Source organism: Nocardia aegles, from assembly GCF_052545135.1.
On the sequence record NZ_JBQWRI010000002.1, the window covers coordinates 696,568 to 719,494 of the forward strand.

Sequence of the window (22,927 nt, forward strand, 5' to 3'; positions counted from 1 at the left end):
TTCTCGTCGGTCAGGACTCCAGGGCCCGCAGCCACGCGCGCACGGCCGCGGCCGTGGTGGGACCGTCCTGCTCCAGCGCGGTGAAGTGATCGCCGGGGATATCGGCGACACTGTGCGGCTGCGGCCAGTACGCGCGCCAGTCCCGCGGACCGTCGACCGTGGTCCCCGGCAGTGGCGTGGTGGCGCGCAGCAAATGGATCGGCGTGCGCACCGGCTCGGGCCGCCACTGCTCGAACAGCCGGTTGTAGGTGCCCATGGTGGTGAGGCGTTCGTCCTGGACCGCCAGATCGAAGCGGTCGACCCGGTCGAGCATGCCGGTGATCATCGACCCGATCCACCATTCCATGCCGGGTTGGGCGGCCGCGTCGATGGGATAGCTGTCCACCAGCAGCATTCCCCGCGGGGCGAGACCTTCCTGTTCCAGCGCGACGGTGACCGCGTGGGCGGCGCATCCGCCCATCGAACGGCCCAATACCACGAACGGCCGATCGCCGACCACGGCGCGCAGACCGTCGATGCCGAGACGCACCAGGGTGGTTACCGAATCGGGCAATTCGTCGCCGCCCGCGGTGAATCCCGGCCACGGCACCACGTAGAAGTCCCGCTCGTCCCGGAACTCCCGTGCCATCCTGGAGTATTCGTGCGGTCCGGAGATCGCGCTCAACGCCGGGAACGCCACGACGACGGTGTCGGCGGGCCCCGAGGTCAGCCGGATCGGTTCGATGGCATGGCGTTTGCGGTCCTCCACCGGGAAGGTCACCCGGACGTGGGAGGAGGCGATCAGCAGCCGCGCGGCCTCGGCGTGTTTACCGCTCTCGTGCATGCGGCGGTGGATCGCCGCGAGTCCGGTCGGGCCCGGGCCGTCGATCGCCACGTTCACGGGGCCGGCCTCGACCAGGGTCGCGAGGTAGGCCGCGATCGCCTCGGGGGTGGGATGGTCGAAGGTCAATGTCGCGGGCAGGCGCCGTCCGGTGGCCCGGCCCAGGCCATTGCGCAGCTCGACGGCGCTGAGCGAGTCGAGACCGAACTCGACGAGCGCGCGGTCGGCTGCGATACCGTCGGGATCCGGATGCGCCAGTGCCGCAGCGACTTCGGTGCGCACGATGCCGAGCAACAGCCGATGCCGTTCGGCCTCGTCACGTCCGGCGAGACCGTCGAGCACCGAGCGCTGACCGCCGGCCGCCGCCGCACCGCGACGGCGCGCGGGGATCAGCGTCTTCAGCACTGGCGCGATTCGCTCGGACTCGGCACGCGCCGAAAGTGCGCGCGTATCGAATCGCGCGGCGACGACGACGGCCCGATCCGCGTCCACGGCGGCGTCGAACAGGGTGAGTGCGACCGAGGTGGGCAGCGGGCGCAGGCCGCCGCGCGCGATCCTGGCCCGGTCGGCGGCCCCGAGATGCGCCGTCGTGCCGCTCGCGCGTTCCCACAGACCCCACGACACCGACACCGCGGGCAGCCCTGCGGCGCGGCGGCGGGCGGCCACTGCGTCGAGGTCGGCATTCGCGGCGGTGTACGCGGACTGGCCGGGCCCGCCGAGCAGCGCGGAGACCGAGGAGAACAGCACGAAATGCGTGACAGTGTCCGAGGTCGCGGTGAGCTCGTGCAGATTCCGCGCGCCCACGCTCTTCGGCGCGAGGACGGCCGCGAGCCGTTCGGGCGTGAGCGAGTCGAACAGTCCGTCGTCGACCGCGGCGGCGGCGTGCACGACACCGGCCAGCGGACGCGAGCCGGGAATGCGTGCGAGTACGCCGGCCAGCTGGGTCCGGTCGCCGACATCGACGGCCGCCACCTCGGCGGACGCGCCCGCAGCCGCGAGGTCGGCGACGAGTTCGGCCGCGCCGGGGGTTTCGATGCCGCGGCGGCCGAGCAGCAGCAGATGCCGGACACCGTGCGCGGACACCAGATGCCGGGCGATCTCCGAGCCGAGTCCACCGAGTCCGCCGGTGATCAGGACGGTGCCCTCCCGGCTCCACGGGACGGCATCGGTCCGAGCTGACGGGGTCGAGCGCGTCAGCCGGGGCACGACCACCCGGCCGCCGCGCAGGGCGGTCTGGGTGTCGCCGTCCTCGGCGGCGGCCACGAGTGACGCCAACGCAGACAGCGATTCCTCGGTGTCATCGATATCGGCGAGCAGCACACGATCGGGCTGTTCGGCCTGCACCGAGCGCACCAGACCCCAGATCGCCGCGCCGTCCCCCAGGGTCTCGTCGTCGTCGACCGCGATGGCGTTGCTGGTCAGCACGACCAGCCGGATCTGTTCCAGCGCGGGTTCGGCCAGCCAGCGCCGCAGTGTCGGCACCAGCGCGTCGAGACTGTCGCAGGGTAGCAGGACGGCCTCGGGCGCGCTCCCACCCGCCGCGACGGCCGCCGCCAAGGTCGCGACATCCGGGACGCGGTCGGCCCGGTGCCCGAGGACCCGCAGCCGGTCCGGTAGGTCGGTGGCCGGATCGGCGAGTACGGTCCAGGTTGCGAGGGCCGCACCAGGAACTCCCGCCGCTACCCAGACCTGTTCGAACAGCGCGTCGCGTGATTGCGCACGCGCGGACTGCAATTGCTCGGCCGATACCCGGCGGGCGACCAGCCCCTCGATGGTCAGCACGGGTGCGCCCGTGGTGTCGGCGGCATACAGCGCCACCGTATCCGGTCCGGCGGACGCGATCCTGACCCGCAGTGCGGCCGCACCCTCGGCGTGGAGGTGCACGCCGTTCCACGCGAAAGGCAGCCGGTTGTGGCCGGGCGGGATCTCGGCGAGCGCGCGTAGTGCGGGCAGGTGGACAGCGGCGTCGAGGAGCGCGGGATGAATCGCGAAGTTCGTGGCGTTCACTGCCTCCGATTCGGGCAGTTCGACCTCGACGAACAATTCGTCGTCGCGTACCCAGGCTCGGCGGACGCCGCGAAAGGCGGGACCGTAGTGCAGGCCGGTCTCCCGCAGCGCCGGGTAGAGGTCGTCCACGTCGACCGATTCGGCGCCGTCGGGCGGCCAGACCGCGAGATCGAAAGCGGGGGCGATGATTCGGTCGCCGACCACGGCGACGGCGTGCCGAATCCACCCGGCGTCGGTCGCGGTCGCGGGACGGGAGTGGATGCCGATCTCGCGTTCACCGGACGCGTCGGCGGACACGGTCACCTGGATGTCGACGGGGTCGTCACCGAGAACCAGCGGCGCCTCGACAATCAGTTCGCCGATCTCGCGCGCGCCGACCTCCTCGCCCGCCCGCGCAGCCAGTTCCAGCAGGGCGGTGCCCGGCACGATGACGGTGCCGAGGACCGCGTGATCGGCCAGCCACCCGTGGGTGCGCAACGACAGCCTGCCGGTGAGCACGGTGCTTCCGTCGGCCGCCAGCGTCACCGTCGCGCCGAGCAGCGGATGGGTGACGACACCGACGCCGAGTCCGGCGGTACCGGGGCGGGCGGCGCTGGGCGAGGCCCAGAACCGCTGTCGCGCGAAGGCGTAGGTGGGCAATGCGACGCGCGGCGCCCGCGGCACCACGGCACTCCAGTCGACGTGCCCGCCGTGGGTGAACACGGTCGCGGCGGCGGTGAGGACGGCCGCGAACTCGTCGCGGCCGTCGCGCAGTGTCGCGGTGACGGCGGCGGCGTCCACGGTCGCCGAGATCGCTGGCGCGAGTGTCGCGTCCGCGCCGATCTCGACGAAGAACGCCGCGCCGAGGTCTCTGGTGGTCCGCACCGCGTCGGCGAATCGCACGGTGCCGCGCAGATGCCGGGTCCAATAGCTCGGATCGGCCAGTTCCGCGCCGGTCGCGACGGCGCCGGTCGAGTCCGAGACCACGACGGTCCCAGCCGGCTGCGCGAAATCTATTTCGGCCACCACACTCTCGAATTCGGCCAGTACCGGGTCCATCAGCACCGAATGGAAGGCGTGCGAGACGGTGAGGCGTTTGGTGCGCCGTCCGGCCGCGGTCAGCGTCGCGGCGATCTCGAGCACGGCCTGTTCCGCGCCCGAAACGACCACGGCGCGCGGCCCGTTCACCGCGGCCACGTCGACCACCGAGCCCGCGCGGTCGATGACCGCACGGACCTCGGTCTCCTCGGCTTCCACCGCCACCATCGCCCCGCCCGCAGGCAGGCTGCCCATCAGACGTCCGCGGGCCGCCACCAGCCGGGCCGCGTCGTCGAGCGACAGCACCCCCGCCACATGCGCGGCCACCACACCGCCGATGGAATGTCCGACCACCGTGCCGAATTCGATACCCCAGGAGCGCAACAGCCGGAACACGGCGGTCTCGACCGCGAACACCACCGCCTGCGTGTACACGGTCGCGTCGATGAGCCCGTCGGTTCCGGGCGCCCCGAACGCGACCTCGCGGACCGAGAAGTCGACGGCCGCACCTAGGTACTCGTCGAGTGCCGTGACCGCCGCGTCGAATGCCGCACGGAACACCGGGAATCGGCGGTACAGGTCGGCTCCCGCACCGGCACGCTGACTCCCCTGTCCCGCGAAGACCGCCGCGACCCCACCTCCGGCACCCGGATCGCCCACCACGGCGCCGGAAGCGGTGGTCCCGTCGGCGATGGCGGACAGCGCCGTGCGCACACCCGCACGGTCCACGGCCAGCACGACGCCGCGCGTGTCGAAAACTACGCGGTCTCGGACCAGTGCGGACGCCACAGATCGCAGATCCTCGTCCCGCGTCGTCGCGAGATGTTCCTCCAGGCGCGCGGCTTGGGCCCGCAACGCTTCCGGTGTGCGACCGGAGATCACGAACGGCAGGACCTCGCGCGCAACGGCGTCATCCGTGACCACGCCAGTTCCGGCCGCACTGCTCCCATGCACCCCGCTTCCGACAGCGCCGGGGCCGTCCGCGGCACCGGTTCCATCGGCACGACGTTCAGCGACTCCATTCCCGGCAACGCCGTTTCCGGCAGCGCCGCTGGTCACCGTGCCGCCCGTGACAGCACCATGCCCGTCCTCGGCGACACCGCTGCCGGTGTTGTAGCCGTCGGGCGTGCCGTTCCCGATGCCATGGGCATGCGTCGGGTTCGGAGCCTGTTCGAGGATGACGTGGGCGTTGGTGCCCGAGACGCCGAAGGCCGAGACGCCCGCGCGGCGCGGGCGGCCGGTTTCCGGCCAGGGTTGTTCGTCGGTGAGTAGTTCGACACGGCCGGAGTCCCAGTCGACGAGGGGGGAGGGAGCGTCCAGATGCAGGGATCTGGCGAGACGGCCGCGCCTGAGGGACTCGACGGTCTTGATGACGCCTGCCACGCCGGCGGCGGCCTGGGCGTGGCCGATGTTGGACTTGAGCGAGCCGAGTCGCAGTGGTTCGCCGTCCGTGCGTGCGCCGTAGGTGGCCAGGATGGCCTGCGCCTCGATGGGATCGCCGAGCACGGTGCCGGTGCCGTGTGCCTCCACGGCGTCGACGTCACCGACACCGAGTCCGGCATCGGCCAGCGCGGCGAGGATGACGCGTTGCTGGGCGGGGCCGTTCGGCGCGGTCAGGCCGTTCGACGCACCGTCCTGGTTGATCGCCGAACCGCGGACCACCGCGAGCACCTCGTGGCCGTACCGTTCGGCGTCCGACAGGCGCTCGACCAGGACGACGCCGACGCCCTCGGCCCATCCGGTGCCGTCCGCGCCCGCCGCGAACGCCTTGCACCGGCCGTCGACGGCGAGTCCGCGCTGCCGCGAGAACTCGGTGAACCCGATGGGCGTCGCCATCACCGACGCACCGCCCGCGACCGCGAGATCCACCTCGCCGCCGCGCAGTGCGCGCACCGCCAGATGGAGCGCGACCAGCGATGACGAGCACGCGGTGTCCACGGTGACGGCGGGGCCCTCGAAACCGAACGTGTAGGCGATGCGCCCGGACACCACACTGCCGAGATTGTTGATCGCCAGATATCCCTCGAGATCCTCGGGGACGGGGTCGAGGCGGGAACCGTAGTCGTGGCCCGCCAATCCGGCGTACACACCGGTCCGGCTGCCTCGGTAGGCGTTCGGATCCAGGCCCGCGCGTTCGAAGGCCTCCCACGCGGTGCGCAGCAGCAGACGCTGCTGCGGGTCCATCGACAGCGCCTCGCGATGGGAGATGCCGAAGAAGTCCGGATCGAAATCGGCGGCGGTGTCGAGGAATCCGCCCTGCCGGGTGTAGGAAGTGCCGGGCCGGTCGGGGTCGGGATCGTAGAGCGCGGCCAGATCCCAGCCCCGGTCGGCCGGGAAGTCGCCGACCGCGTCACGGCCGTCGGCGACCAGCTGCCACAGTTGCTCCGGTGTGTCGACACCGCCGGGCAGCAGGCATGCCGTGCCGATGATGGCGATCGGTTCGTGCGCTCTGGCCCGCAGGTCATCGACGCGCTGCTGGAGTCGTTGTTCCTTGGCGATCGAACGCTTCAGGTATTCACGGAGTTTGGCTTCGGTGGCCATATCGGTTCAGTTCCTGTCTACCAAGTCGAACAAGTCGTCGTCGGAAGCCGAGTCGAGGTCGAGGGAAGCGTCGGCGCCGCCACCCGCGAGGCGGTCGGCGAGGGCGCGCAACCGCTCGGCGAGCGCGTCGTTCGCGTCGCCCGTGGCGACCGCCGTCAGCGAATCCTCGAGGGAGCGCAGGACGTCGTCGACCTGCACAGGTGCGCTCGACGCGTCGTCGGGCAGAGTGGACACCACGTAGTCGGCCACCGCCTCCGGGGAAGGATGGTCGAAGATCAGCGTCGCGGGCAGCGCCAGCCCGGTCGCGGCACGCAACCGGTTGCGCAGGTCGACGGCGGTCAGCGAATCCAGGCCGAGTTCGCGGAAGGCCTTGGTCGAATTGATTTCGTCTCCGCCGGCGTGTTTGAGCACGGCCGCCGTCTCACCGCGCACCAGCTCGAGCACGGCGGCGCGCCGCGCGACTCGGTCGAGACCGTCGAAACGCAGCACCGGCGTCGGCGTGGATTCGGCGACGACCACCGGGTCGCGTCCGCCCCGGTCCTCGCGCCGAGAGCCCGAGCGATCCGCGTCGATCCAGTATCGGGTGCGCTGGAAGGCGTAGGTCGGCAACTCGATGCGCCGACCGCGCCCCGCCAGTGCGACCGTCCAGTCGACCGGGACGCCGCGCACGTGGGCGGCACCCAGCGCGAGGGTGAACCGGCGCGGACCGCCGTCGTCGCGGCGCAGGGTGCCGATGACCGCGATGGACGGCGCGTCGACGGCTTCGGCGGTCTCCTCGATGGCGGCCGACAGCAGCGGATGCGGAGCGACCTCGACAAACGACCGGTATCCCTGCTCGATGAGCGCGCGTGTCGCGGCCTCGAAACGGACGGTGCCGCGCAGGTTCTCGAACCAGTAGTCCGCGGTGAGCGCCTCGCCGTCGACCCAGTCCTCGGTCACCGTCGACAGGATGGCGATATCGGCCGGGCCCGGCCGAAGCGGGGCGAGTACCTCGGCGAGTTCGGCCCGCAGGGCGTCGACCCCCGCCGAGTGGGAGGCGTAGTCCACCGCCACCCTGCGGTTGCGCACCCCGGACTCGTCGAGGCGGACGAGCAATTGCTCGACGGCGTCGACATCGCCGGACAGCACCACCGACGTCGGGGAGTTCACCACGCCCACCGAGACACGTCCGCCGGTGTCCCGCACCAGGTTCTCGGCCGCCTCGGCGGACAGGGCGACCGCCGCCATGGCGCCCGGCACGGCCGCGGCGGCGATGGCCTTGCTCCGCAGGGCGACCACGCGCGCGCCGTCGTGCACCGACAGTGCGCCGGCGACCACGGCCGCCGCGATCTCGCCTTGCGAATGACCGATCACCGCGTCCGGTCGCACCCCGTTGGCCCGCCACAGCTCCGCCAGCGCCACCATCACCGCCCACAGCGCGGGCTGCACCACGTCGACGCGTTCGAGGTCGACCTCGCCCGCGCCGAGCAGCACGTCCAACGGCGACCAGTCGACGAACGATGCGAGCGCCGCCGCGCACTCGGTCAGCCGCCGCGCGAAAACCGGTGCTGTCCGGTACAACTCGGCCGCCATCGCATGCCACTGACCACCCTGCCCCGGGAAGACGAACACGGTCTTGCCCGCCACGTCCGCGCTCCCGCGCACCACGTGATCGGGCAGCGGCGCGCCCGTGGCCACAGCGTTCAATCCTTCGCGCAGTGCGGCGTCGTCGGCGCCCACCACCACGGCGCGTTCGGACAGTTCGGCCCGGCTCTGCACCAGGGTGCGCGCGATGTCGGCGGCGTCCAGGTCCGGACGGGTCTGCAGATATGACGCCAGCGCCACCGCTTGCCCGCGCAGCGCGGCAGGGCTGTGCGCCGACAGCACCCATGGGACGGGTGCCGCGGCGAGCGGCACCGACGGTCGAGGCACCGAGCCACCGGCCGGGTACGGTGCCGATTCGTCAGCCGCGTGCGGCGCGGGATCTCCCGCCGCGGCCGGTGCCGACCCGTCGACCGCACCCGGTGCCGACCCGCCGACCGCGACCGGTGCCGGGTGCTCGATCGGTGGTTCCTCGAGGATGACATGGGCGTTGGTGCCGCTCACGCCGAAGGAGGACACTCCCGCGCGCCGGGGCGTCGCGGCGGGCTCCCAGGGCCGGGCATCGGTCAGCAGGCGTACGGTGCCCGCCGACCAGTCGACGTGCGGGGTGGGCGCGTCGACGTGCAGCGTTTTCGGCAGCAGCCGATTACGCAGGGCCAGGAGCATTTTGATGATGCCCGCGCCGCCCGCGGCTGCCTGGGTGTGGCCGACGTTGGATTTGAGCGATCCCAGCCACAGCGGCCTTTCGGGGGTGTGCTCGGCACCGTAGGTCGCGATCAGCGCCTGCGCTTCGATCGGATCGCCGAGGGTGGTGCCGGTGCCGTGCGCTTCGACCACGTCGACCTCGGCGGCCGTGAGTCCGGCGTTGGCCAGTGCCTGCCGGATGACGCGCTGCTGGGCGGGGCCGTTCGGCGCGGTCAGTCCGCTCGATGCCCCGTCCTGGTTGACGGCCGACCCGCGGACCACCGCGAGTACAGGATGTCCGAAATGCCGTGCGTCCGATAGTCGTTCGACGACCAGCATGCTGACGCCCTCACCCCAGCCGGTCCCGTCCGCGGCGGCGGCGAACGCCTTGCAGCGCCCGTCCGGCGACAGTGCGCGCTGCCGGGAGAATTCGACGAAGGTCGCGGGACTGGACATGACGGCGACGCCGCCGGCCAGTGCCAGATCGCTCTCGCCCGATCGCAGCGACTGCGCCGCGAGGTGCAGGGCGACCAGCGACGACGAGCAGGCGGTGTCGACACTGATGGCCGGGCCTTCGAATCCGAAGGTGTAGGCGATACGTCCGCTGGCGATACTGCCCGCGCTGCCGTTCACCAGATAGCCCTCCAGATCGGCGGGCGCGTCCTGGATGTGCGGGGCGTAGTCGTGGTACATGGTTCCGGCGAAGACTCCGGTCCTGCTGCCCCGCAACGAGGTCGGATCGATGCCTGCCCGTTCCAGCGCCTCCCACGCGGTTTCCAGCAGCAGGCGCTGTTGCGGGTCGGTGGCCAGTGCCTCGCGCGGCGAGATGCCGAACAGCCCGGCGTCGAACTCCGCGGCGGCGGTGAGGAATCCGCCGTGCCTGGTGTAGGAGGTGCCAGGTCGTTCGGGATCCTCGTCGTAGAGTGCCGCCAGATCCCAGCCCCGGTCGCCGGGGAAGTCACCGATCGCGTCGCCGCCGTTCTCCAGCAGTCGCCACAGGCCTTCCGGACTTTCGATGCCGCCGGGAAGCCGCAGCGCCACACCGATGATGACGATCGGATCGTCGGTCGCCGCGACACCGCGCACCGCCACCGGTGTCGCGGTGTCCGCCCCGAGCAGGCGGGTGAGCAGGAGGTCGGCGATCGCGGCGGGCGTCGGGTGATCGAAGGTGAGGGTGGCGGGCAGGCGCAGGCCCGAGGCCACGGCGAGCCGGTTGCGCAGGTCGACGGCGGTGAGCGAGTCCAGTCCCAGTTCGGACAGTCCTCGATCGCCGCGGATGCTCGCCGGATCGGGATGATCGAGGGCCGCGGCGACCTCCTTGCGCACCAGGTCGAGCAGATGTGCGTCCCGAGCGTCGGCGGACAATCCGGCGAGACGAACGGCGAGTCCCGGCGCGGCGTCGACGCCCGGCGCGGCACGACGTCGGCTCGGCCGCACCAGGTCGCGTAAGAGCACCGGGGTGTCGGTGCCGTCTCCGGTGAATGCCGCCGGGTCCAGCGGCGCGGGAGCCAATAGTGCCCGGTCCCGATGAAATACCGCGGCGTCGAACAGCTCGAGCGCGTGGTCGGTTTCCAGCGCACGGACTCCTTGCCGGGCGAGCCGGGCACGATCGGTGTCGGTGAGATGGGCTGTCACGCCGGTGGATTCGGACCACAGTCCCCAGGCCAGCGAGGTCGCCGCCCGGCCGTCGGCGCGCCGCAGCGCCGCCAGCGCGTCGAGTCCGGCGTTCGCGGCGGCGTAGGCGGCCTGTCCGGCGGTGCCGAGCAGTCCGGCCACCGACGAATACAGCACGAACGCGGCCAGATCGTGGTCCAGGGTGAGCTCGTGCAGGTTGCGAGCCCCGCCGAGTTTGGGCGCGAGAACGGCGTCGAGCCGGTCCGGGGTGACCGATTCGAGGACGCCGTCGTCGACGATGCCCGCGGTGTGCACGATCGCGGTCAGCGGATGGGCGGTGGGCACCGCGGCCAGGACGCGGGCCGCCGCGTCGCGATCGGCGATATCGGCGGATACGACCAGGACATGCGCACCGAGGGCACGCAGTTCGGTGACGAGTTCGTCGGCGCCGGGGGCCGCCGAACCGCTGCGGCTGACCAGCAGGAGGTGCCGCACATCGTGCCGGGTCACCAGATGACGGACGAGCAGCGCGCCGAGCCCTCCCGTGCCGCCGGTCACCAGCACCGTGCCCTCGCGGTCCCACGCGCGCGGAGTCGCCGTTTCGCTGGAGCGAGTCAGACGCGGCACATACGCCCGGCCTTCTCGCACGGCGATCTGGGTCTCACCGGCGGCGACCGCGGCGGCGACGGCGCGATCGAGAACGGCGGCGGAGCCGGGGCTGTCATCGGTGTCGACCAGGATGACCGCGCCGCGACGTTCGGTGATCACGACGCGGGCCAGGCCCCAGATCGGCGCGGTCGCCGGATCGGGCCGATCGGTGTCGAGGACGGCGATCGCGTTACGGGTGCGCACGATCAGCGGATCGCCGGCGTCGGCGGTGCGCAGTACCGTGAGCGCCTCGTGCACAGCGGATTCCGCTGCCGGATCCGCCATCCAGGTGCGGGTCTCGACCGGGGTGGCGCCGGCCGGGCGGTGTTCGACCCAGGTCACCTCGAACAGGTCGTCGTGGCGTGTCGCCCTGTGCGCGGTCGCCGCGCGCAGGGCCAGGGCGTCGACCGTCAGCACCGGTGAGCCCGAGCCGTCGGTCGCGGACAGGCCGGTGATTCCGTCCCCGGTGACGGTAAAGGTGACCCTGAGTGCGGTGGCTCCGCTGGCGTGTACTCGAACTCCATTCCACGCGAACGGAATTCGCGGCGTTGCGGGATCAGTCGCCAGCGGGAAAGGATGCAATGCGGCGTCGAGCAGCGCCGGGTGCACCGCGAACGATTCCGTCCCCGTCCGTGCCGCGTCCGGCAGCGCGACTTCGGCGAAGATCTCGTCTCCGGCGCGCCAGAAAGCGGCCAGCCCCTGGAACAGCGGACCGTAGGCCAGTCCACTCGCACGCAGCCGCTCGTAGGCGTTCGCGGTGTCGAACGCGGTGGCCTCCAGCGGCGGCCAGGTGGTGTGCGACGCCGCCACCACGGGGGCGTCCTCGGCGATGATCCGGCCGACCGCGTACCGTATCCATGGCGCGTCTGCCCGCGTGGATTCGCGGGCGTGGATCTCCACATCGAATCCGCCGTCGGTCCCGCGGGCGGCGGCGCGCACGTCGACGATCGCGTCCGGCCGCAGGACCAATGGCGACTCGATGACGAGTTCCTCGATCACGGGGGCGGCGACGGCGTCACCGAGGTGCACGATCATCTCCACGAGCGCGGTGCCGGGCACCAGAATCTCGTCTCCGATGACGTGCTCGGCGAGCCAGGGATGCGTCGCCACACCGATACGGCCCGAGGCGACGGCGAGATCGCCGTCGGCGAGGACGACCGGAACGTCCAGCAGCGGATGTCCGCCCTCGCGCGGGCCGGCACCGGAGGGCACGGCTTCGACCGCGGTCCAGAACCGCTCGGTCCGGAAGGCGTAGGTGGGCAGTTCGGCGGGCGGGGCCTGCGGCACGATCAGCGGCCAGCCGACGTGGCCGCCGCGCACGAAGATCGCGGCCATCGCCGCCAGCAGGGTCGCCGCCTCGTCGCCTCCTCTGCGCAGCGCGGGGACCGCGGCCACCGCGTCGTCGTCCTCGAACGCGGCCGACACCATCGGTGTCAGCACCGCGTCCGAGCCGAGTTCGACGAAGACACCGACACCGGTGTCACGCAGTGTGCGCACCGCGTCGATGAAGCGCACCGTGCCGCGCAGATGCCGCGCCCAGTAGTCCGGATCGGCCAGCTCCACGTCCGTCACCACCGCACCCGTCGCGTCCGAGACCAGCACGGGCCCCGACGGCGCGGTGCAGGTCAGCTCGGCGGCCACCGCGCGGATCTGCGCGAGCACCGGATCCATGGCGGGCGAATGGAATCCGTGCGAGACCGCGAGTCGCTTGACCCGTCTGCCCGCCGCCGACAGCCGGGCCGCGACGGCGAGCACGTCGGCCTCGACACCCGAGAGCACCGTCGAGCGTGGCGCGTTCACCGCCGCGATCGCGACGCGCGCCCGCACCGCCGCCTCCGTCAGCGCGGCGGCGACCTCGGATTCGGTGGCCTCGATCGCCACCATCACGCCACCGGCGGGCAACGCGCCCATGAGCCTCCCACGCGCGGCCACCAGCCGGGCCGCGTCGTCGAGGGAGAGCACGCCCGCGACGTGGGCGGCGACCACACCGCCGATGGAATGCCCTGTCACAGCGGCGATCTCGACGTTCCACGACTCGACCAGCCGGTACAGTCCGACCTCGACGGCGAAGATCACCGCCTGGGTGTACACGGTGGAGTCGATCAACCCCTCGGTGCCCGCAGCACCGAACGCGACGTCGCGGACCGAGAAGGCCACCGCGTCACCCAGATACCGGTCGAGCAGCTCCACCGCCGCGTCGAAGGCGGACCGGAACCGAGGGAACCGCGCGTACAGGGCCGCGCCCGCGCCGACGCGCTGACTACCCTGACCGCCGAAGACGACGCCCACCGTAGGTGTAGTACTGGTCTCGGGTGCGGTGACGACGCCGGGATCTGCGTTCCCCCCGGCGAGCGCCCGCAACCCGGTCGACAGTGCGCCGCGATCTCCCGCGACAACGACCGCACGCGTGCCGAACACCGCGCGCGCACGCACCGTGGACGATGCGATCGACACCGGTTGCGCCGCAGTGTGCTCCACGAAGGTCTCGAGCCGTTCCGCCTGTGCGCGCAGCGCCTCCGGTGTCGCCCCGGACACCAGGAACGGCAATGCCGCACCTGGTTCGTGCACCGGATCGGATGCTGTCGCCTCGATGTCCGGAGCCTGCTCGAGGATCACGTGCGCGTTCGTCCCCGAGACCCCGAATGCGGACACCGCGGCCCGACGCGGGCGCCCGGCCTCCGGCCAGGCACGTCCCCGCACGAGCAGTCCGATACGACCCGACGCCCAATCCACCAGCGGCGAGGGCTCCGCCACCTGCAGGGTGGGCGGCAGGTGCGCGTGCCGCAGCGCGAGCACGGTCTTGATCACCCCGGCGATCCCGGCGGCGGCCTGGGTGTGCCCGATATTGGATTTCACCGAACCCAGCCACAACGGTTCGGTCCGGTCCTGGCCGTAGGTCGCCAGCAGGGCCTGCGCCTCGATCGGGTCACCGAGCGCGGTGCCGGTGCCGTGCGCCTCGACCGCGTCGATCTCCGAGGCCGTCAGTCCGGCATCGGTCAGCGCCTGCCGGATCACCCGCTGCTGGGCCGGGCCGTTCGGCGCGGTCAGGCCGTTGGACGCGCCGTCCTGGTTCACGGCGGTCCCGCGCACCACGGCGGCGATCGGGTGACCCAGCCGCACCGCGTCCGACAGGCGCTCCACCAGGACGACGCCCGCGCCCTCGGCCCATCCCGTACCGTCGGCGCCCGCGCCGAATGCCTTGCACCGGCCGTCGGCGGACAGTCCGCGCTGACGCGAGAACTCCACGAAGATCTCCGGTGTCGACATCACCGTCGCGCCGCCTACGACGGCCAAGTCGACCTCACCCGCTCGCAGTGCGCGCACCGCGAGGTGCAGCGCCACCAGCGACGAGGAGCAGGCGGTGTCCACGGTGAGCGCGGGCCCCTCGAAGCCGAAGGTGTAGGCCAGCCGGCCCGAGAGCACACTGGCCGCGGTCCCGGTGACCAGATAGCCCTCGACGGTGGCGGGGACATATCCGGGTCCGGTGACGTAGGTCTGGCCGTTGGTGCCCATGTACACCCCGGTCCTGGTGCCGCGCACCGTGCGCGGATCGATTCCCGCGTATTCGAACGCCTCCCAGGTGGTGTGCAGCAGCAGACGTTGCTGCGGGTCCATGGCCAGGGCCTCACGGCGGGAGATACCGAAGAAGTCGGGATCGAAATCCGCGGCGCCGTCGAGGAATCCGCCGCGCCGGGTATAAGAGGTGCCCAGGTGATCGGGGTCCGGGTGGTAGAGGGCGGCGGTGTCCCATCCCCGGTCGCTGGGGAAGTCGCTCAGCGCTTCCCGGCCCGAGACGAGCAGATCCCAGAACTCCTCGGGTGAATCGGCACCGGGGAACCGGCATCCGGCGGCGAGTACGGCGATGGGCTCGTGCCCGGCCTCGGTGACCTCCCGCAGCTCGGCACGTGTCTTGTACAGCTCCTCGCTGACTCGGCGCAGCAGGCGCCGCAACGTCTCGTCGTTCGCATGATCGTTCATGGCAATGCCTTTCGGGTACGCCCGGTACAGCGCGGACAGGTCAGGAGATGCCGAGCTCGGAACTGATGAAGCCGATGAGGTCCTCGTCGGAGGTTCTGGACAGTTCCGTGGCGGGTGGCGCGGTGTCGCCGGATGCCCGCGACCGGTCCAGCAGGCGCCGCAGCCGTTCATCGACGAGGGCTCGTTCCCGAGCCGAGACCGCCGGATCCGCGAGTGCCGCAGCGACGCGCTCGAGATCGCTCAACAGGATGTCCAGGGCGCTGGGTGCGGATGGATGCGATTCGGCCACGATGAGCTCCGCCAGTTCCCGCACCGTCGGATGGTCGAAGACCACCGTCGCGGGCAGATCGAGTGCGGTCGCCTCCCGCAGACGGTTGCGCAGTTCCACCGCCGACAGCGAGGTGAGCCCCTGGTCGCGCAGGCTGCGGTCGTCGGCGACGGTATCCGGTGCGCTGTGGCCGAGGGCGGCGGCCACTTCGGTACGGACGACATCGGTGACGTAGCGCCGGGCTGCGGCGGGATCGAGACCCGAGATATGGTCGGCGAGTGCCGGCTGGGGTTCGGCGGTGTCCCCGGTGTCCACCAGTTCGGAAAGCAGCGCCGAGTGGACACCGCGGGCCGCCACGGCCCAGTCCATATCGGCGACCACGAGATGCGTCTCGTCGTCGCCGACCGCGCGCTCGAGCGCGTCCAATGCGAGTTCGGGATCCATCGGTCGTAGGCCGCCGCGACGCAGATCCGTTCCGGCACCGGCTATTCCGGGTCCGTCCCAGTGCCCCCAGGCAACGGAGGTCGCGGTAAGGCCCAGGGATCGACGGTGTCGCGCCAGCGCGTCGAGGTAGGCGTTGCCGGGGCCGTAGTTCGCCTGGCCGGGTGCGGTGATCGTCCCGGTGATCGAGGAGAACAGCACGAACGACGCCAGCGGGAGGTGGGCGGTGAGTTCGTGCAGGTTTCGCGCCCCGTCGACCTTGACCCGGTGTACGCGACGGAGCCGGTCTCCGTCCAGTCCGTCCACGACGGCGTCGTCGAGAACCGCGGCGGTGTGCACCACATCGGTCAGCGGTCGGTCCGCCGGGACAGCGGCCAGCAGCGCGGCCACCGCGACACGATCGCCGATATCGACGGCCGCCACCACGGGACGCGCGCCGAGTGCGGTGAGTTCGGCGATCAGGTCGGCGGCGCCCGGCGCCGTCTCGCCTCGCCTGCTGACCAGCAACAGGTCGCGAACTCCGTTGCGCGCCAACCGCCGGGCCACCCGGGCACCGAGCGCGCCGGTGCCGCCGGTGATCAAGACCGTGCCGGTGGGCCGCCACGTGCCGCCGGTGGGCCGCCGTGGCCGGCCCGCAACCAGCCGCCGCACTCTCGTCTCGTCGCCGCGCACGGCGAATTCGCGCTCGGAGCCGGCGCCGGCGATGGCGTCGACGACCCGCGCGGCCGGACCGTCTGCGGGTTCGGGTGGCAGGTCGAGCAGCCCACCGGTCCGCACCGTGCCCTCGGCGGCGGCCGCGGCGGTGAAGGACCAGTGCCAGTGCTGATCCGGAGCGCGGACGGCGTCATCGCGGGTCGCGGCGACCGCTCCGGAGGTGAGCACCCAGTAGTCGGCTCCCGTACCGCCGACGGCACGCGCCAGTGCGACCGCGGCCACGGGTATCTCGGCAGCGTCGGGTCGCTGTGGTGTCAGGGCGAGCAGCGAGAGCACCTTCGTGTGATCGTGGCGGCCGTCGGTCGGCAATCCTGCTGCGGTCGGGTCGATACGCAGCGTTTCCGCTGTCGCACCCGACCGCTCGAGTGCGCGGCCGATCGCGGCGGCCCACGGGTCCGCTGCGCCGTCCGCCGGGACGATGAGCAGCCAGCGCTCGCCGGGGCGTGGCGCCGCACCCGTGGGGCGATGCGGTCGCCACCGCACGTGGTGGATCCAGGAGTCCAGGCGGGCGGCGCGCTGGTTGCGCACCTGCCAGGCGTCGAGTGCGGGCAGGATCGCGGGCAACTGGGCGGCGTCCACGCCCAGTTCGGCGGCAAGTGCGCCGGCGTCGCGGTCCCGGACGCGCTCCCAGAACCAGCTGTCCTCGGTGCGGTCGGCGGGCCGCGCGACCTCCGGCGCCGCGATCCAGTACCGCTCGCGCCGGAAGGCGTAGGTGGGCAGGTCGACGCGGGGCATCCGCGGCACAATGGCCGCCCAGTCCACCGACCCGCCGTGGGTGAACAGGGTCGCGGCCGCGCGCAGCAGACTCGCGACCTCGGAGTGCCCCGCGCGCAGACCGGGCACGCACACCGCCGTGCCCGACGGATCGTGCTCCTCCAGGGTGGCCCAGGCCATCGGTGTCAGGACGGCGTCCGCGCCGAGTTCCAGGATCAGCGCGGCACCGGAATCCCGGATCGTGCGGACGGTGTCGGCGAACCGGACAGTGCCGCGCAGATGACGCACCCAATACCGCGGATCGGCCAGTTCGGCATCGGTCGCGGATCTGCCGGTGGCGTCCGAGACGACGGCGGTCGTGGTCGCGCCGAACTCCGATTCGCCGACCAGCCGCTCGAATTCGGTCAGTATCGGGTCCATGAGCGGCGAGTGGAACGCGTGGGACACCGCCAGCCGCTTGGTCCGGCCGCCCGCACGCGCGATCGCGTCCGCGACCTCCGTTACGGACGCCTCCGCACCCGAGATCACCACCGAGCGCGGCCCGTTCACCGCCGCGATCGCGATATCGGCGCGATCGTGCTGCGAGATGACCTCGTGCACCGCGCTTTCGCTGGCCTCCACGGCGATCATCGCGCCGCCGGCCGGAAGCGACCCCATCAACCGCCCCCGCGCCGCGACCAGACGCGCCGCGTCCGCCGGCGACAGCGCTCCCGCGACGTGCGCGGCGACCACCCCGCCGATGGAATGACCCGCCACGACGGCGGCGTCGATCCCCCACGACTGGATCAGCCGGTACAACGCCGTCTCGAGCGCGAACACCACCGGCTGGGTGTACACGGTCGAATCGATGAGTCCCTCGGTGCCGGGAACCCCGAACGCGACGTCCCGAATCGGGTAGTCCGCCACACCTTCGAGGTGCCGGTCCAGCAGTTGCGTCGCCCGGTCGAACGCGGCACGGAACACCGGAAAGCGCTGGTACAGCTCACGTCCCGCACCAGCTCGCTGACTGCCCTGACCGCCGAAGATCACCGCGACCCGGCCCTCCGTCGACGTCGTGTCCCCGGGCGTCGAACGTCCCTCGGCCACCGCGGTGAGTCCCTCGGCCAGCTCACGCCGGTCCGCCGCCGTGACGACAGCCCGCACCCCGAACACCGTCCTGGTCCGGATCAAGGACGACGCGACCGCCGCCGGGTCGAGTGACCGACTCTGGATGTGCTCCGCCAACCGCCGTGCCTGAGCACGCACCGCCGCCGCAGACGTTCCCGATACGACGAAAGGAAGGGTCACGTCCGAGCCGGTCCGCGCGCTCGTACCGTCCGGCTCCGGCGACGCACCCGGATCGGTTGCCGCACTCGGTTCGGCGGCCACGGACGGAGCCTCTTCGATGATCACGTGCGCATTGGTGCCGCTGATGCCGAAGGAGGACACGGCGGCTCGGCGGGGGCGCTCGGTGCGAGGCCACGGGCGGGCCTCCGACAGCAGTTCGACCGCACCCGCGCTCCAGTCGACGTGGCGGGACGGATTACCCGCGTGCAAGGTCGCCGGCATCCGGTGATTGCGCAGCGCCAGTACCGATTTGGTCAGGCCCGCGGTTCCGGCGGCCGCCTGGGTGTGCCCGATGTTGGACTTCAGCGATCCGAGCCACGCCGGCTCGGCGCGATCCTGCCCGTACGTGGCCAGCAGGGCCTGCGCTTCGATCGGGTCACCGAGTGCGGTGCCGGTGCCGTGCGCCTCGATCAGGTCCACGTCCTCGGGGCGCAGGCCGGCGTCGGCCAGCGCGGCGCGGATGACGCGCTGCTGGGCGGGACCGTTGGGCGCCGTGAGACCGTTGGAGGCGCCGTCCTGGTTCACCGCGGATCCGCGGATGACCGCGAGCACGTCGTGGCCGTGCCGCCGCGCGTCCGACAGACGTTCCACCAGCACCAGACTCACCGCCTCCGACCAGCCGGTACCGTCGGCGTCCGCCGCGAACGCCTTGCACCGCCCGTCCGGGGCCAGGCCACGCTGCCGGGAGAACTCGGTGAACATGCCGGGGTTGGCCATCACCGTGACACCGCCCGCCACCGCGAGATCCGCTTCGCCCGACCGTAGTGCCCGCACCGCGAGATGCACCGCCACCAGCGACGACGAGCAGGCGGTGTCGATCGTGACCGCGGGCCCCGCCAGCCCGAAGGTGTAGGCCACGCGCCCGGACACCACGCTCGGCGCGACTCCGGTCAGTCCGTACCCCTGCGCGCCGTCGGACATCTGATGCAGCCGAGGCCCGTACTCCTGGGGTGTCGCCCCGATATAGACGGCGGTGCGGCTGCCCGACAGCGAGTCCGGCACAATGCCCGCGCGCTCGAACAGCTCCCACGAGGTCTCGAGCACCACACGCTGCTGCGGATCCATGGCGGCGGCCTCGCGGGGTGCGATCCCGAAGAACGCTGCATCGAAATGCCCTGCCTCGCTGAGAAATCCGCCGCAGCGCGAGTAGCTGCTACCGGATCTCGCCCCGGTCGGATCGTGCAGACCGGCCAGATCCCAGCCCCGATCCTCCGGGAAGTCACCGATCGCGTCACCGCCCGCCACGACCAGATCCCACAGCCGCTCCGGACTGTCGATCCCACCGGGAAAACGGCCACTCACCGCGACGATCGCGATCGGCTCCCCGACATCGGCACCCGCACTTCCCGCGTTCACCTCGGCGGACGCCGTACCCGTCCGCCGTTGCCCGAGATGGGCGATCAGCGCGTCCGGAGTGGGAAAGTCGTAGATCGCCGTCGCCGCGACCCGGACCCCGAGCGCCCGGGTCAGGGTCGCCGCCAGTTCAGTGGCACCGAGCGAGTCGAGCCCGAGTTCCTTGAACGTGCGCCGCGGATCCAACTCCGCCGGATCCCCGTAGCCCAGCACCGTGGACGACGCCTCGCGCACCGCCGCCACGATCGACACCTCGCCCACGACCGTATCCCCCATCGCCGCGTCTTCGGTCGCAGAAACGCCCTGCCCCGACTGGACGGACGAGCCCGCGAGTCCACCGTTGCCCGTGCGCTCAGCCTGGGTCGTGATCTCCGCGGATCGAGTGCCCGCACCGCCCGCGGCAGCCTCTGCCGCAGCGATACGCGCGGCGCGGCGGGCACCCGCGACTGGCTGAGCGTCTGTTCCGGGTGCGGTGATCCAGTGGCGTCGGCGCTGGAACGGGTAGGTGGGAAGCGGAATTCGGGGAGCGGGCGGAACTATCGTCGACCAGTCGAGTGTCGCGCCGTTCGCGAAGAGTGTCCCGGCGGCCGACAGCACGGTGGTGATCTCGTCGCGGCGGGCGCGCAGTGCGCTGGTGACGACGACGGAGTTGTCCTGGTCGAGGACCGCGGAGACCATGGGGGTCAGCACGGCGTCGGCGCTCAGTTCCAGGAACCGGGTGACGCCGAGTGCGCGCATGGTGCGCACGGCGTCGGCGAAGCGGACGGTGCCACGCAGGTGACGCCCCCAATACGCGGGGTCGGACAGTTCCGCGTAGCTCAATACGCCGCCGGTCGAATCCGAGACGACGACGGGGCCGTCCGGGACAGCGAAGGACAACCCGGCGACGACGTCCTCGAATTCCGCGAGCACCGGATCCATGTGCGCGGAATGGAAGGCGTTCGAGACGGACAGTCGTCTGGTGCGGCGTCCACCGGCTGCGAGCGCGTCGGCCACCGCGGTCACGGCCGCCTCGCCCCCGGAGACGACCACCGCACGCGGACCGTTGACCGCGGCGACACCGACATCGGTGGACGCACCGATCGCCGCGGCGACTTCGTCCTCGGTGGCCTCGATCGCGATCATCACGCCACCGGGGGCCCGCGCCGCCATGAGCCGTCCCCGCGCCGCCACCAGCCGCGCCGCCTGCGCCGAGGACAGCGCACCGGCGATCTGGGCGGCGACGATCCCGCCGATGGAATGCCCGGCTACCACGGCGACTTCGATCCCCCACGATCGGATCAACCGGAACAGGGCGGTCTCCACCGCGAAGACCACCGACTGCGTGTACACCGTGGTGTCGAGCAGCCCCTCCGTTCCCGGCGCACCGAAGGCCACGTCCCGCACCGGATACGCGACGGTGCCGCTCAATTCCCGGTCCAGTGCGGCCGTTGCCTCGTCGAAGGCGGCCCGGAACACCGGAAAGCGCTCGTACAGCTGCGATCCCGCACCGACGCGTTGACTCCCCTGTCCCCCGAACACCACGCCGATCGAGCCGTCGGCCGGACCGGAACCGCGCACGACCGCCGGCGTCACCCGCCCGTCGGCGAGTCCGCGCAGCCCCGCGACCAGGCCGTCGTGATCACTCGCCAGCACGACCGCCCGTTGTCCAAGGGTGCTGCGGTGGCGCACGAGCGCGGAGGCGACAGCGGCGGGTTCCGGGTTCTCGTCGGCGACGAACGCGGCCAATTGCGCCGCCCGCGCCGCCAGCGCACCGGGCGTGGCCGCCGACACCACGAACGGTGTGACCACGCCGGTCTCGGCCGACGACCGGTCGCCGCCGATCGGCGCGGGGGGCTGTTCGATGACGACGTGGGCGTTGGTGCCGCCCATACCGAAGGAACTGACTCCGGCGAGCAGTGGCCGGTCCGCGTGCGGCCACGGCTCGGTGGCCGTGACGACGCGCAGGTTCCGGCCCGCCGGATCGACAGCGGGGTGGGGCCGGTCGTGGTGCAGCACGGCGGGAATCCTCCGATTCCGCACGCTGAGGATCGCCTTGAGCAGTCCGGCCAGACCGGCGGCCCCCTCGAGGTGTCCGATATTCGCCTTCACCGAGCCGACGAGCAGCGGGTCGCCGGGATCCCGGTGCCGCCCGAATACGCGGCCGAGCGCTTCGGCCTCGATCGGATCGCCGACCTTGGTGCCCGTGCCGTGCAGTTCGACGTATTGGATGTCACCTGCCCGCAGTCGCGCTCGTCGCAACGCCCGCTCGATGACCTCGGCCTGCGCGGCGGCGGTCGGCACGGTTGGCGCGGGGCTCGCGCCGTCGTTGTTGAGTGCGGTCGACCGGATCACCGCGTGGATCCGGTCACGGTCGGCGAGAGCGCGGTCCAGCGGCTTCAGCAGCAGGACCACCGCACCCTCGCCGCGCACGTAGCCGTCGGCGTCCGCGTCGAAGACCGAGGCGCGCCCGCTGGGCGACACCCCGCCGAAGCGTTCGGCGATGAGCGCGCCGGTGTGGGCGAGGTTCAGATTGGCCGCGGCCACGAACGCGGTCGCGGAGTCACCGCTGCCGAGGCAGGCGCAGGCCGCGTGCACGGCCGCGAGCCCGGAGGACTGCGCGGAGTCGACAGTGAGACTGGCTCCGCGCAGGCCGAAGGTGTAGGAGAGCCGGTTGGCCAGCATGGCGCGGCTGATTCCGGTCAGCGTGTGCCGGGTGACGGCAGCGTCCCCGGCCTCCTGGACGAGCCCGGCGTAGTCGGCGGCCATCGCGGCCGCGAAGACGGCGGTGTCGCTGCCACGCAGTGCCGACATCGGGATCCCGGCGTCTTCGGTCGCCTCCCAGGCCAATTCGAGCAGCAGTCGCTGTTGCGGGTCGATAGCGGCCGCCTCGCGCGGGGCGATCCCGAAGAAGTCGGCGTCGAACTCGTCGACCCGGTCCAGGAATCCGCCGATCAGCCCTTCCAGGCGAGTGTCACCTCCCACGCGGGCGGGTGCCGGTGCTCCGATGGCATTTCCCGCGCCCGCCAGGAGTTTCCAGAACGCCTCCGGATCGCGGGCGCCGGGCAATCGGCACGCGAGTCCCACCACCGCTATCGGAGAAAAAGCGGGCACATCGTCTTCCTTGTCGGCGACAGGCATCTATTTCCCTTTGTCCGGAGGAATTTCGTGCGATAAGGCGGCACTACGGCGGGCGCCTACTGTTTCGCAATTGTGCGGTCGAGTACGAAACGCGAGCAACT

At 71.9% G+C, this 22,927-nt stretch carries 2 protein-coding genes and 1 pseudogene; all 3 read right to left on the minus strand.

All coding sequences use genetic code 11. The features are described 5' to 3' along the window. Positions 1-10: 10 nt before the first annotated feature. A complete protein-coding gene (locus ACT89H_RS08415) occupies positions 11-6,385 on the minus strand; it encodes a type I polyketide synthase (protein WP_445107949.1) in 6,375 nt (2,124 codons plus the stop codon). A 6-nt stretch (positions 6,386-6,391) separates the two neighbouring features. After that, complete coding sequence (locus ACT89H_RS08420; protein WP_445107950.1) at positions 6,392-15,061, minus strand: SDR family NAD(P)-dependent oxidoreductase; 8,670 nt, start codon at positions 15,059-15,061, stop codon at positions 6,392-6,394. A 121-nt stretch (positions 15,062-15,182) separates the two neighbouring features. Beyond that, positions 15,183-22,826 (minus strand): annotated as a pseudogene (locus ACT89H_RS08425) (type I polyketide synthase); the annotation flags it as partial. Positions 22,827-22,927: the final 101 nt, after the last annotated feature.

Excerpts from the sequence above, each read along its gene's own strand:
- ACT89H_RS08420 (WP_445107950.1), bottom strand. The coding sequence starts at position 15,061 with ATGAACGGCTGCGGCGCCTGCTGGACCGGTCGCGGGCATCCGGCGACA.
- ACT89H_RS08415 (WP_445107949.1), bottom strand. The coding sequence starts at position 6,385 with ATGGCCACCGAAGCCAAACTCCGTGAATACCTGAAGCGTTCGATCGCC.